14 protein-coding genes are annotated in these 12,754 nt (G+C 44.7%); 4 read left to right on the top strand and 10 right to left on the bottom strand.

The window, feature by feature from the left end; translation table 11 throughout:
- The first annotated feature begins 216 nt into the window (after positions 1–216).
- Positions 217–2,127 carry a methyl-accepting chemotaxis protein gene (locus tag AVL57_RS01845; RefSeq protein ID WP_057794442.1) on the top strand — a complete coding sequence of 637 codons (1,911 nt, stop codon included), beginning with the start codon at positions 217–219 and terminating at the stop codon, positions 2,125–2,127.
- Between the two features lie 20 nt (positions 2,128–2,147).
- On the opposite strand, the gene AVL57_RS01840 is transcribed toward AVL57_RS01845, so the two are convergent.
- Positions 2,148–2,735, bottom strand: coding sequence for a hypothetical protein (locus AVL57_RS01840; protein WP_057794444.1), 588 nt, complete (start codon positions 2,733–2,735; stop codon positions 2,148–2,150).
- 113 nt (positions 2,736–2,848) lie between these two features.
- Positions 2,849–3,712 carry a YjiK family protein gene (locus tag AVL57_RS01835; protein WP_057794446.1) on the bottom strand — a complete coding sequence of 288 codons (864 nt, stop codon included), beginning with the start codon at positions 3,710–3,712 and terminating at the stop codon, positions 2,849–2,851.
- Positions 3,713–3,959: 247 nt separating this feature from the next.
- Here AVL57_RS01835 and AVL57_RS01830 point away from each other — a divergent pair, with 247 nt between their 5' ends.
- A complete protein-coding gene (locus tag AVL57_RS01830) occupies positions 3,960–5,759 on the top strand; it encodes a cation:proton antiporter (protein WP_057794448.1) in 1,800 nt (599 codons plus the stop codon).
- A 295-nt stretch (positions 5,760–6,054) separates the two neighbouring features.
- Here the strand turns inward: AVL57_RS01830 and AVL57_RS01825 are convergent, their stop codons facing one another.
- Positions 6,055–7,371 carry a 3-deoxy-D-manno-octulosonic acid transferase gene (locus AVL57_RS01825; protein ID WP_057794450.1) on the bottom strand — a complete coding sequence of 439 codons (1,317 nt, stop codon included), beginning with the start codon at positions 7,369–7,371 and terminating at the stop codon, positions 6,055–6,057.
- A 144-nt stretch (positions 7,372–7,515) separates the two neighbouring features.
- Between AVL57_RS01825 and AVL57_RS01820 the strand changes: the two genes are divergently transcribed.
- Positions 7,516–8,550: a glycosyltransferase family 9 protein gene (locus AVL57_RS01820; RefSeq protein WP_057794451.1), complete on the top strand. Its 1,035-nt coding sequence runs from the start codon at positions 7,516–7,518 to the stop codon at positions 8,548–8,550.
- Positions 8,547–9,638: a glycosyltransferase gene (locus AVL57_RS01815; RefSeq protein WP_057794453.1), complete on the top strand. Its 1,092-nt coding sequence runs from the start codon at positions 8,547–8,549 to the stop codon at positions 9,636–9,638. Before AVL57_RS01820 ends, AVL57_RS01815 begins: the two co-directional genes overlap by 4 nt.
- A gap of 75 nt (positions 9,639–9,713) precedes the next feature.
- Here AVL57_RS01815 and rpsQ read toward each other — a convergent pair whose 3' ends face one another.
- The 7 genes from rpsQ to rplB are packed head-to-tail and all read right to left on the bottom strand — an operon-like array spanning position 9,714 to position 12,753.
- Complete coding sequence (gene rpsQ / locus AVL57_RS01810) at positions 9,714–9,971, bottom strand: 30S ribosomal protein S17 (RefSeq protein ID WP_013785726.1); 258 nt, start codon at positions 9,969–9,971, stop codon at positions 9,714–9,716.
- Positions 9,971–10,162: a 50S ribosomal protein L29 gene (rpmC, locus tag AVL57_RS01805; RefSeq protein WP_013785727.1), complete on the bottom strand. Its 192-nt coding sequence runs from the start codon at positions 10,160–10,162 to the stop codon at positions 9,971–9,973. The genes rpsQ and rpmC overlap by 1 nt, the downstream gene beginning before the upstream one ends.
- Positions 10,162–10,575 (bottom strand): 50S ribosomal protein L16, encoded by a 414-nt coding sequence (gene rplP / locus AVL57_RS01800; protein ID WP_013785728.1) that lies wholly within the window; start codon positions 10,573–10,575, stop codon positions 10,162–10,164. Before rplP ends, rpmC begins: the two co-directional genes overlap by 1 nt.
- Positions 10,576–10,578: 3 nt before the next feature.
- Positions 10,579–11,283 (bottom strand): 30S ribosomal protein S3, encoded by a 705-nt coding sequence (gene rpsC / locus AVL57_RS01795; RefSeq protein WP_013785729.1) that lies wholly within the window; start codon positions 11,281–11,283, stop codon positions 10,579–10,581.
- Between the two features lie 9 nt (positions 11,284–11,292).
- Positions 11,293–11,625, bottom strand: coding sequence for a 50S ribosomal protein L22 (gene rplV, locus AVL57_RS01790; protein ID WP_013785730.1), 333 nt, complete (start codon positions 11,623–11,625; stop codon positions 11,293–11,295).
- Between the two features lie 12 nt (positions 11,626–11,637).
- Positions 11,638–11,913, bottom strand: a complete 276-nt coding sequence (gene rpsS, locus AVL57_RS01785) for a 30S ribosomal protein S19 (RefSeq protein ID WP_013785731.1) — start codon at positions 11,911–11,913, stop codon at positions 11,638–11,640.
- Positions 11,914–11,928: 15 nt separating this feature from the next.
- Complete coding sequence (gene rplB, locus AVL57_RS01780; protein WP_057794456.1) at positions 11,929–12,753, bottom strand: 50S ribosomal protein L2; 825 nt, start codon at positions 12,751–12,753, stop codon at positions 11,929–11,931.
- Position 12,754 lies beyond the last annotated feature (1 nt).

Here is a 12,754-nt window from a genome sequence, read left to right as displayed (position 1 = left end):
TACGTCGAAAGTATAATAATTCGCGATAGTCAGCCGATATAAATACAATAATAAAAAAACTAGTGCGCACTACCTCTCCTCGTGTTTCATGAAGTGATTAATAACCTGCAACTAAGCAGCTACGTAGACGCTAGCAGTAATAACCCAACGCCCAAGACGTGACTGTGCCTGCAGTGCAGCGTCGTTATTTCAGCAGTCAAAATATGGTCGGAAGTTATGACTTTGAGTATTAAACAAAAACTGATTATTTCACTAATGGTGGCCGTTTTGGCAGCCTCTATCTTGGTAGGTTCAATTAGCCAATGGATAGCCCGAGACTTAGTAAAAGAGAACATGGAGCAGCTTCAGCTTCCTTCACTGTTGAAGCAAATAGGTAATCAGGTAGACAGAGAAGCCAGTGTGATGCTTTCTGTTGCCCATGGCATAGCATCCAACCCTGACATATTAGCTTGGTCGGAAGCAGGCGCTGATAGTTCCGGTGAAAGGCGACTTATCGCTTATCTGAACGACATCGTGAATTTCAACGACTTAACTGTTGCCTCTTTCGTCGATAGAAAAACCACCAAGTATTGGAACCAAGACGGTTTTTTACGAGTGCTGAAAAACGATGAATTCGACGGCTGGTTTTTCGCTTACCGTGATAGTGGTACGCCAATTTCACTTAGCTTGTATAACGAACCTGGCCAAGGTTATAGATTGTTCGCAAACTTCCAACAAACCGCAGGCCGCGGTATGTCTGGTGTCGCGAAGTCAGTGGACGAGTTACTAGACATCATTAACGCGGTAAAAATTGCCCAAACCGGTTTTGTGTATTTGGTTGATGGCGAAGGCACTATTATTGCTCACCCTGATACTAGCCTGTTGGGAAAATCCAAACTGAGCGCGATAAGTGGCGCAGATGCGTCGCGGTCTTTACTGCAACAGCGTGACTTTGCGATGGCAACCAGTGAAGTAAATTCAAATGACGTCCTTTTTGCTAGTACGTATGTAGAAAAATCCGGTTGGTACGTGATTGCCCAAGTACCAGAACAAGAACTTTATGCCTCGTTAAATGCCGGCAGTCGACAAATCATTTTATGGTCCATTGCTATCGCGGGCTTGTTTGCATTGCTTGGTATTTGGCTGGCATCATCCCTTACAAAACCTATCGAATCACTGGCTGATATTTTTCAGCAACTTGGAAAAGGGCAAGGCGATTTACGTTCAAGAATTGACGTACCAGAACAAAAAGAAACCGCTCGACTGGTTGAAGGCTTCAATAGCTTTATTGACCACCTTCACAGCACAATTGCATCGGTAGCGAAAACTAGCCAAGCCCTAAAAGCCTCAGCTCAAGAAGTAGCCAGCCAATCGCAGCAAAATGAACGCTCTACTCGTAGTCAGCGTGACCAAACCATTCAGGCGGCAACAGCGTTAACTGAAATGGGGAGCACCGTAACCGAGGTCGCACAGTCTGCTACTTACGCGGCGCAAAATGCGAATCGAGCCACTGAAAGCTCGCAAGAAGGCCGACTATTTACGCAAAAAGCGGTGCACGCAATATCAAATCTTTCTACCCAAGTAGAAAGCGTGTCTGAGGTTATTCAGTCCCTTGATGAGCACACTGCGGCTATTGGCGGCATACTTGATACTATTCGTAGTATTTCAGAGCAAACTAACTTGCTTGCGTTGAATGCCGCTATAGAAGCCGCTCGGGCTGGCGATCATGGAAGAGGCTTCTCAGTTGTAGCCGATGAAGTTCGCACTCTTGCTCAGCGTGCAGCTGTCGCCACCGATGAAATTCAGATTAAGATTGATAAGTTCCAGCTAGACTCCAAAACGGCTGTTTCTCAAATGCAAGATAGTAAAGCACAAACCAGAGAAGTGGTTGGTGCTACCGATGATATCGATAAGCTGCTGCAGAAAATTGCTGAGGAAATTGTGCTGATTAACGATGTGAATACCCAAGTGGCCACCGCCACAGAACAACAAGCTACCGTCGTTGAAGATATTAGCCGGAGTATTAATGAGATAAGTTCATCGAGTGATGAAACCCTTAATGCCACACATGTGTTGGTAGGGGTTAGCGAGAAGCTAGACGAATTAGCCAACGAACTGGCTCAAGAAGTAAGTCAGTTTAAATTATAAAACGATAAATGCTATTGGCGTTAAAATGCGATGGCGTATTGAAGTTTTACTTGGTTGTCGTGGGCTTCGTTCCACGGCAACTGGATTGTTGCACTGTCCGACTTCCATGATTCTCTAGAAGCCGCAACCGTCAACGTGTGCCTTTCTTCCATTAACGGAACTTCAAAATACACACTTGCTGTAGTACTGGTAGGGAGTTGAATCACTTCAGCAACAGGAATGGAAATTTCATGTTCAGGACGAATTTTGTGGCTTAACCCAACCCGGTAACTTCCTTTATCCCACCAACTCACCACCTCAAATTCATGGCTTTTAACCCGCTGAGCGAGTACGCCGTAATCGAGTAAGCCTTTGTTATAGTGCACAATGGCTTCCACATTGAAGCGTTTAGTGAATTGCTGATTAACCACTAACTGATATTGCTTCTGCTTACAGCCTTTAAATCGAATTTTGTTTTTAGATAAGGCGATGGAAAAAGTATCATCCAAACTTACATATTCACTCAACCACTGTTCAGCATCTTCTATCGCTGAAGCAGATGCAGACATGGATACCCATGCACTTTGAAGCGCTGTAAGCATCACTATAAGCTGAGAGAATCTACGCATTAAACCGACCTAATATGCAAAAGCAGAGTAGGAACTTATATAACCACGAAGTGTAAAGCGTGGGAATTAGCCATTATGCTAACCCCCTTCAAGTGATTAAAATATAGACGAATTTATTTTTGAATAATTTTAACTTCGGTAAGCGATGCCTTGCGATGCCCAGCAGCTTCTTCTGAAAACCAGTAATTGCCGTTGTCATCAACACATACACCTTCTACTTGTTTATAAGCAGGTAACGGCCAGATATTAATAGGAACAAACTGACTATCAACCTGTGCAATGAAAGTATCAAAGTTACCAAAAGGGTCAGATTTATAGCCCACAATCACGTAAAGGTTTCGAGCGGCATCGTAATCGGCGCCAGTAATAACGCCTGGTAAACCTTCAATGTGCGCAAACGCGGTTAATGTTTGTGGTTGAGTAGACTCGTTAACTTCATACACCTTGGCTACGCCAGTACGCCAGCTTTTCGAGAACAAAATTAGCTTTCCGTTGGCATACACCATGGCCTCAGAATCAAAATCATGGGCATAAGGCATATTGCTACTTGGCTCGTTGCCTTCGTAGGTTACTGTCATCGTCACAATATCGTTAAGGTCGTTTTTATTAACCTTATAAATAGTAAGACTCTCACGACGGCCTTTGTTATTGCCAACATCCGCCACGTACCAATGGGTTGAACTTGCCGTAATGGCTTCCCAGTCGATATTGTCTAACGCCAGTCTATCGGTTTCGACCACCTTACCTTCATAAGATAAATGAAACAGTTCCGGCTTGTTGCCAGAGTCGTTCAAACTCACGAGTGTTGATGCATTACAAAACAGCCCCGACGTTTCTTCCAACACATCAGGAAGTACCGTTAACTCACCCACTGATATTTTTGTCTGAGCTTCAGGGTATGAAGCAGCACAACCAGAAAGTAGCGAGAGCGAAAAAAACGTAGCAACTGCTACAGGTAAAAATGAGTGATTAAGCAACGTTTATAGTCCGTTGATAAGGCGCTCTTTGGCGCGTAATAAGTGAAATCTTAAAATACTACGCTTCCCCTTCCACGACAACGTTGAATATAAGCGAATTGATCCCTCATGGACTAAACTCTGTTTTAATTATATTGCGCTTATACGAAAGTCTCTGTCGGCATGTAGATAAGTTGCTATATGATGGAGCCGCATAACATTATAAGTATGGCTATACACTTAGCATTATAAAATAAGGGAACACGCATTGTCAGATCCACTCATGTCTTTGGTAGCAGTAGGCTTATTGTCGATTAGCTGCCAATACCTCGCGTACAAAGTTCGTTTACCTGCCATTTTGCCGCTTTTGATTGTAGGCATTGTGGTTGGCCCAGTATTTGGTGTGCTTAACGCTGATGCGCTTTTTGGCGACCTTTTATTTCCTGTTGTATCGCTTTCCGTTGCTATTATTCTGTTCGAGGGATCCCTTACCCTTAAGTTTGGCGATATTGCGGGCCATGGCAATATGGTACGTAACCTTTGTAGTGTGGGTGTATTAGTCACCTGGGTTATAGCCGCAGTGGCGGCCCATTACAGCCTAGACTTGTCGTGGCAACTCTCCTTTTTATTCGGTGCTATCGTGACGGTGACCGGCCCTACTGTGATTGTGCCTATGCTGCGTACGGTACGACCTAAATCTAACTTAGCGAGTATCTTACGGTGGGAAGGCATTGTTATCGACCCCATCGGCGCTCTGCTGGCCGTATTGGTATTTGAGTTTATTGTCGCCTCTCAAGGCAATGCGATTTCCCATACCTTTATCACCTTTGGCAAAACCATCGGGATTGGTTTCCTACTAGGGTTTAGTTCGGGTTACTTGCTAGGACTTTCTATTCGCAAAGATTGGATACCGCATTACTTATTAAATACCGCGGTTTTGACTATTATTCTTGGTGTGTTTGCAGCGTCAAATTATGTTGCACATGAATCTGGACTATTGGCGGTCACTATCACAGGTATGGTGCTAGCCAATATGAAGAACGTGGAAGTAGAAGACATTTTAGAGTTCAAAGAAACCTTGAGTGTACTGCTTATTTCTGGCTTGTTCATTTTACTTGCTACCCGTCTTAGCCTTCAATCTATTGCGGACATTGGTTGGGGAGCGCTTGTTGTACTTGGCGCAATCATGTTTATTGCACGCCCATTATCGGTAGCAGCATCTTCTATTGGCACAGGTCTTAAACTTAATGAGCTCGCCTTGCTGAGCTGGATTGCTCCTCGCGGAATTGTGGCAGCAGCCGTATCTGCATTGTTTTCTTTAAAGCTTGAGGAAATTGGCTACGAGGGTGCTGGTGTTATCGTGCCTATGGTCTTTCTTGTGATTATCGCGACTGTAGTGGTACAAAGCCTGACTTCTCGAAGTGTCGCTACGTTGCTTAAAGTAAGAGCCCCCGCCCCTACCGCTTACCTTATGTTCGGTGGTAGTAAGTTTAACCGTATGCTTGCTGATGAAATGATTAAACAAGAGCTAAGCGTTACCGTTGCAGATACCAACTGGGATGCCATTCGAGAAGCACGAATGATGGATATTCCGGTATATTTTGGTAACCCTATGTCAGATCATGCAGCCCGTCATCTCGATATTGCCAGCTTTGGTACGGTGTTAATTATGTCGCCTTACAAACAACTTAACCCCCCCATTGCGTATCACTTTGAAAATACCATGGGCAAAGACAAAGTGTGGGCACTGACAAGTAACGAACAGTCCACCCGTCCAAGTCACCAAGTAAGCGAACAATACGCTAAACGTCTTACCTTATTCGATGAAGGTGTGACTTATGGCTATTTAGCCTCTGCAATTGCCCGCGATGCTAGCGTGAAAACCACACGACTGTCTGATGAGTTCACCTTTGCGCAATACAATGAAAAGTATGGCGATAGAGCTACACCATTAATAGCCATAGATGTTGAAGGAAAAAGCTTCACGTTTGTGAATGGAAACAGCATTCACCCTAAAGCTGGGTGGCGAGTAATTAGTTTGATTTTACCTGAAGGTGAAGCGGTGTAAGAAGATGCTAGCGGGTTAAGATGGCACCCTGCCTAAGCAGGGTGCATCTCCCTGGAGAACGCGTAATTCAGTGCTTCTTCGTGAGAAGCATAATTGTTTATATTTTACCGTAACTACGCTGTCGGCGTTATAAAAGCAAAGAACAGACCACTTTGTATTTTATTTTTATTTTCAACAAGTTATATATTTATTGATAAATTAAAGAGCTGCCACAGGAGTGCAAAGAAAAACCTTGGTGCAATGCGCGCACAATTTTGGTGAGCTAAAATTAACCAATTGATATTTATAGGTAAGGCTAATCTACATTACGTTTTACAACCGCTAACGTTTTATCCAATGCACCACTGTTTTCCTCTAAAACTTTACGGCCGGCTTTTCCAGCTTCTTCTCGTTTCAACGGGTTATTAATCCAAGCTTCACACTGCTGAGCAATTTCCTGTGCATTCTCTATTTTGGTAAGGGCACCACGTTCTGCCAAATACTCACAAATTACTGGGTTGTTATAGGTATGCGGCCCCATCATTATGGGAATTGAAAAGGCGGCTGGCTCTAGCGCATTATGGCCACCTCGATTTGCAATCGAGCCACCTACAAACGCGAAACTGGCAACGCTATAAGCACTATTTAATTTGCCCATTTCATCAAGCAAAATAACGTTAGTTTCTGGGGATATAGCATCAATGTTACTTGTACGAACGTATTCAAGTTCGTTTTGCTCTAAAAGCTTAGCGACTGTATCAAACCGTTCTGGATGACGAGGCACTAACAGTAGGCGAAGATTAACTGCACTTGATGAGCCAATTATCTTTATGGCATCAATCATGGCTTGCTCTTCAAGATCGTGGGTACTGCCAGCAACTAATATTGGGCCATCTGTTAGTGAAAGGCCCATAAACCCTACGCTTTGATCCGTTGTGCTAGCAGCTTGGTCAAACTTAATATTATTGGTTTGGGTCATACGTGTTTCAGGCATACCGAGTGCAAGGTAATTATTGTAATCACGTTGACCTTGAGTACATATATGAGAAAGTTTGTTTAGCATCGGCCTAAATAGCTTACTTATCTTCATGTAGCGCTTGGCCGACCTATCTGTCATACGCGCATTAATCACCATTATCGGTATGTGACGCTTCCAGCAGGCATGTATAAAGTTAGGCCATAATTCGACTTCGGTAATAAGTACTGCTTTAGGTTTAACGCGCTTTATCATTGCAGCCATGGCCGTATGCAGGTCATAGGGTAAGTAAAAGTGATGCACAGTATTACCAAAAATATCACGTACCCTTGCCGATCCTGTGGGTGTAGTGGTGGTCACCGTAATTTGTGTATCTGGCTCAGCCTGAATGATGCGCTTTATTAAGCAAGATGCCGCCACCACTTCACCAACTGAAACACAGTGAAACAGGTAACCGCCAGTTTTAGGGGGTATAGCTACGAAACCGAATCGTTCAAACCGGCGCTGGTTATATTCTTTATTTCTTGTCGCACCACGGCGCATTAGCTGGATAAATGCGAAAGGGATAATGCAAAATAATACACAGGAGTAAAGCCAGCGACAGACATCTTCTAGTAATGTAGGTCTGTATTCGGCTTCTTTACCGCCTCTTATCATTAGTAATTCCTATTGTTATTCTTTGGCAGCCTGACTGGCTAACTACACAATAAACGAAAAGCGTAGCGCTATGCTAGGTCGTCATCAAACTGACGTTATTATGTGTTTTACTCACCCATTATAACTCGTCTACATGTAAGTTTTATGAGCTCTACTGCAACCCAGCCGAACGTACTTTTAATCAGGCTTAGCGCTATTGGTGACATTGTAATGGCCTCAGGGCTTCCGTACAGCATAAAAGCAGCTCTACCTAATGCCCGAGTTACTTGGTTAGTCGAAAAACCGTATGCAGAGCTAATACTGCACCACCCTTTTGTAGATGACATTCTTGTATGGCCGAAAAGCGAATGGAAAGCGTTTGGTAAGAAGCGCGCCTATTGGTCTTTGTTCAAATCCGTTCTGGCATTTAGGCGACAACTCCGCGATAAAGGCTTTACCCACGCCATTGATGCCCAAGGCTTACTTAAAAGTGCCTTTTTAGCCTATCTCAGTGGCGCGGCCCACCGTATTGGTTTTAACAGTAAAGAGCAAAGCCAGCGTTTTTTGACCGACACGATAGATAAACCAATATCAGAAGAAATCAGTAGCGAGTACCGTTTTTTAGCAAAGCATATGGGCGCTAACTCCTACCAACTACGTGTCGAGATGGGGGAAGCTGCCACACTACAGTTACGGCGCACACTAGATGCACTGCCGGTGAATAGCAATTATATTGTACTAGCCCCCTTTACTACCCGCCCGCAAAAGCACTGGCCAATTAATCACTGGAAGCAACTTATCACCTTGATTCGTCAACACAGTGATATCTCTATTGTTATTCTAGGCGGCCCGTCAGATAGCTGTGAAGCAGAGTCACTAACCTTCAATGATAGTGATGTTTATTCATTAGCGGGGCATATATCGTTAGCAGAATCAGCCGTGGCCGTGAAAGAGTCTGAAGCCTTTATTGGCGTTGATACTGGCCTAACACACATGGCGGTCACTTTTCTTCGCCCTACAGTTGCTCTTTTTGGGTCTACCTGTCCGTATACATATACTGATAATGCCAACACTCATGTATTATATAAAAGCCTAGTCTGTGCGCCATGCAAGCGTAAACCAACCTGTAATGGTACATTTGACTGTATGGCATCCATTCGCCCAGAAGAAGTTTTTACCACTGTGAAGGAATACTTGTGAGCTTAAAGATTTTGCATATTGAATTGGGTCGAAACCTGTACGGCGGCGCTAAACAAGTGGTCTACTTGTTAGATTCACTGAACCGTCAGTTTGATTACGAAAACCACTTAATATGTCCAGAAGACAGTAAAATTGCGTCGCTGGCCCTTTCGGGCTGCCAAACACATACTATTTCCTATCGCGGAGAAACCGACTTATTTGCAGTAAAACGCATGGTGAACATCGCTCGTAAAATTAAGGCCGACGTGATTCATGTACATAGCCGCCGTGGGGCAGATGTATTCGGCGCCATGGTAGCAAAGATAACCGGCATTCCCGCTATATGCACCCGACGAGTAGATAATCCTGAGTCACTTTTTGCTACCTACAAATACAGCCAGTTTGCGGCTGTAGCGAGTATTTCCGAGGGCGTATTTAATGTAGTGAGCCATCACTGTGAAGCGGTAAAACACCAACCGGTTATTCACTCATCAGTCGACTTTAAGGAGTTCTCTAAGACTGCGGACAAAGCCTGGCTAAGTGAAACCTTTTCCATTCCGTCAGACCATACAGTTATTGCCAACTTTGCTCAGCTTATATCTCGTAAAGGCCAAGCCGATATTATTTTGGCTATGGAAAAAGTGGTTCAAAATAACCCTAAAGTAAGCTGCTTACTCTTTGGCAAAGGGAATCTTAAAGAAAGCTATCAAGCGCTTATCGAACGACATTTGCTTACCGAACACGTGCATCTGTGCGGCTTTACCGATGAGGTTAGCAAAATTCTGCCCAGTGTTGATATTGTGGTTCACCCCGCTTATGCAGAGGGCTTGGGCGTTATTCTTCTTCAAGCGGGAGCCTGTAAGCGTGCTGTGGTATCTACACCTGTAGGCGGCATTCCAGAAATTATCGAGCATGATGAAACGGGATTAATGGTGACGCCAGGGAATATAGATGAAATAGCCGATGCGCTGATTACACTGGTAAATGATAAGCAAACCCGAGAGACCTTAGGCAATCAGTTGTATCAACATGTAAAAGGGCATTTCAGTACCAAGGAAATGGCGGCTAGTTATAGCGAGTTGTATTTGACCGTCACACAGCCATCATAATTTTGTATTGTTGAATTTTAAGCAATAAAAAAGCCGCTCAAGAGCGGCTTTTTCAATTGTAAGAAAAGTCAGCGATTAAACGCCAGCTTTTTCTACAACGCTAACCAATGTCCAATTTTTGCTTTTAGACAATGGACGACATTCACTAATAGTGACTACGTCGCCTTGGTTACATACGTTTTCTTCATCGTGGGCGTGAAGTTTAGTAGAACGTTTGATGAACTTCCCGTAGATAGGGTGTTTTACAAAACGCTCAACAACAACAGTAATGGTTTTATCCATCTTGTTGCTAACCACACGACCTTGCACTGTACGAACTTTTTGTTCAGTCATTACGCATCAGCCTTTTGAGTCAGAATGGTTTTAACACGCGCGATGTTACGACGTACAGTTCTCAATTGATCAGTCTTTTCAAGTTGACCAGTTGAGTGCTGCATGCGCAAGTTGAACTGTTCGCGTAGCAGGTTAATCAACTCTGCGTTCAGCTCTTCTACGCTTTTTTCTTTCAGTTCAGTCGCTTTCATTACATCACCGTCCGAGTTACAAAGGTTGTCTTAAATGGCAGTTTAGCCGCTGCCAATTCAAACGCTTCGCGTGCTAGAGATTCAGGAACACCTTCCATCTCATAAAGAACACGTCCAGGTTGAATTTGGCATACCCAGTACTCAACGTTACCTTTACCTTTACCTTGACGCACTTCAAGAGGCTTCTCAGTAATTGGCTTATCAGGGAAAACTCGAATCCAAATTTTACCTTGACGTTTAACGTGACGAGTCATAGCACGACGCGCTGCTTCGATTTGGCGAGCGGTCATACGACCACGGCCAACTGCTTTCAGGCCATAAGTACCGAAGCTTACCTTGCTCCCCGCAATGGCAAGACCACGGTTACGACCTTTATGCATTTTACGAAATTTCGTACGCTTTGGTTGTAACATGATTTAGCCCTCACGCTTAGAGTTGCGGCCTTTCTTCTTAGGTTGAGCAGGCGGAGCTTGCTCTTGAGTTGTAGGCAAACCGCCCAGAACTTCACCTTTGAAGATCCATACCTTCACACCAATAATACCGTAGGTAGTTGCAGCTTCTGAAGTTGCGTAATCGATATCTGCACGAAATGTGTGCAGAGGTACGCGACCTTCACGGTACCATTCAGAACGAGCAATTTCTGCTCCGCCCAAACGGCCACTTACTTCAACTTTAATACCCTTAGCACCAAGACGCATTGCGTTTTGTACCGCGCGCTTCATAGCACGACGGAACATTACACGACGCTCTAGCTGGCTAGAGATACTATCGGCAACCAGTTGTCCGTCAAGCTCAGGCTTGCGAACTTCTGCAATGTTAATCTGAGCTGGCACACCGGCTAGCTTAGAAACATAGGCGCGAAGCTTCTCTACATCTTCACCTTTTTTACCGATTACTACGCCTGGACGAGCAGTGTGAATAGTCACACGGATGCTCTTAGCAGGACGCTCGATCACGATTTTAGAAAGTGAAGCGCTTTTAAGCTGTTTAGTCAGATACTTACGTACCTGATGATCGTTATACAGGTTATCCGCATAGTCACCAGTATTAGCGTACCAGGTAGAAGTCCATGGTTTACTGATACCCAGGCGTATACCTGTAGGATGTACCTTCTGTCCCATTATCTACTCCTAGTTATCCGCTACAACCACAGTGATGTGACTGCTACGCTTAAAGATACGATCTGCACGGCCTTTGGCACGTGGCTTGATACGTTTCATAGTTGGACCTTCGTCAACGAAAACCTTGGCAACGACTAATTCGTCGATGTCAGCGCCTTCATTGTGTTCTGCATTTGCAATCGCAGATTCCAAAACTTTTTTAACCAGCGCTGCGCTTTTCTTCGGGCTGTACGTAAGAAGCTCAAGCGCTTTCTCAACGTGCATACCGCGAATTTGATCCGCTACCAAGCGTGCTTTTTGAGCAGACGAGCGGGCAAAACGGTGTTTAGCTAATGCTTCCATTTATCCTACCCCTTATCGTTTGCTTTTCTTATCCGCGACATGGCCGCGGTAAGTACGCGTTGGCGCAAATTCGCCCAACTTGTGGCCGACCATTTCATCGCTGATGATGACTGGAACGTGCTGGCGACCGTTATGGACCGCAATGGTCAACCCAATCATATCTGGGATGATCATAGAACGACGAGACCAAGTCTTAATTGGTTTACGTTCGTTCTTTTCCACTGCAGCCTCTACCTTCTTCAGCAAGTGAAGGTCAATAAATGGACCCTTCTTGAGAGAACGTGGCATGGTGAATCCTCGCTGTTACTTATTACGACGACGTACGATAAGTTTATCGGTACGCTTGTTACTTCGGGTTTTCTTACCTTTAGTAGGAACACCCCAAGGAGATACTGGATGACGACCACCCGACGTGCGTCCTTCACCACCACCGTGTGGGTGGTCTACTGGGTTCATGGCAACACCACGAACTGTAGGACGAACACCACGCCAGCGGGTTGCACCGGCTTTACCCAGTGAACGCAGCATGTGCTCTGCATTGCCTACTTCACCAATGGTGGCGCGGCAATCAGATAGTACTTTACGCATTTCGCCAGAACGTAGACGCAAGGTAACATAGTTTCCGTCACGTGCTAGGATCTGAGCATAAGCACCGGCAGAACGTGCAATTTGTGCACCTTTACCAGGCTTCATTTCAATTGCGTGTACAACAGAACCTACTGGGATATTACGCATTGGTAATGTGTTACCAGACTTGATCGGAGCATCCGAACCAGACTGGATTGCATCACCAGCTTTCATACCCTTTGGAGCCAGAATGTAACGACGCTCACCATCTGCATACAATACTAGAGCAATGTTAGCAGAACGGTTAGGATCGTATTCTAAACGCTCAACAGCGGCTGGAATGCCGTCTTTGTTGCGTTTAAAGTCAATCACACGGTAGTGTTGTTTATGACCACCACCAATATGACGAGTTGTAATACGACCATGGTTGTTACGACCGCCAGATTTGCTGTTCTTTTCAAGCAAAGGTGCGTAAGGCGCGCCTTTGTGAAGGTCAGGGTTAGTAACCTGAACAACGTGACGACGACCGGCAGAAGTTGGCTTAGCTTTCAATAATGGCATT

The organism is Alteromonas stellipolaris (assembly GCF_001562115.1).
In the GTDB taxonomy this organism is placed as follows: domain Bacteria; phylum Pseudomonadota; class Gammaproteobacteria; order Enterobacterales; family Alteromonadaceae; genus Alteromonas; species Alteromonas stellipolaris.
This window is presented reverse-complemented; position numbering and strand designations above follow the sequence as displayed.

Excerpts from the sequence above, each read along its gene's own strand:
- AVL57_RS01845 (WP_057794442.1), top strand. The coding sequence starts at position 217 with ATGACTTTGAGTATTAAACAAAAACTGATTATTTCACTAATGGTGGCC.
- AVL57_RS01840 (WP_057794444.1), bottom strand. The coding sequence starts at position 2,735 with ATGCGTAGATTCTCTCAGCTTATAGTGATGCTTACAGCGCTTCAAAGT.
- AVL57_RS01825 (WP_057794450.1), bottom strand. The coding sequence starts at position 7,371 with ATGATAAGAGGCGGTAAAGAAGCCGAATACAGACCTACATTACTAGAA.
- AVL57_RS01820 (WP_057794451.1), top strand. The coding sequence starts at position 7,516 with ATGAGCTCTACTGCAACCCAGCCGAACGTACTTTTAATCAGGCTTAGC.
- rpsQ (WP_013785726.1), bottom strand. The coding sequence starts at position 9,971 with ATGACTGAACAAAAAGTTCGTACAGTGCAAGGTCGTGTGGTTAGCAAC.
- rpmC (WP_013785727.1), bottom strand. The coding sequence starts at position 10,162 with ATGAAAGCGACTGAACTGAAAGAAAAAAGCGTAGAAGAGCTGAACGCA.
- rplP (WP_013785728.1), bottom strand. The coding sequence starts at position 10,575 with ATGTTACAACCAAAGCGTACGAAATTTCGTAAAATGCATAAAGGTCGT.
- rpsC (WP_013785729.1), bottom strand. The coding sequence starts at position 11,283 with ATGGGACAGAAGGTACATCCTACAGGTATACGCCTGGGTATCAGTAAA.
- rplV (WP_013785730.1), bottom strand. The coding sequence starts at position 11,625 with ATGGAAGCATTAGCTAAACACCGTTTTGCCCGCTCGTCTGCTCAAAAA.
- rpsS (WP_013785731.1), bottom strand. The coding sequence starts at position 11,913 with ATGCCACGTTCTCTCAAGAAGGGTCCATTTATTGACCTTCACTTGCTG.
- rplB (WP_057794456.1), bottom strand. The coding sequence starts at position 12,753 with ATGCCATTATTGAAAGCTAAGCCAACTTCTGCCGGTCGTCGTCACGTT.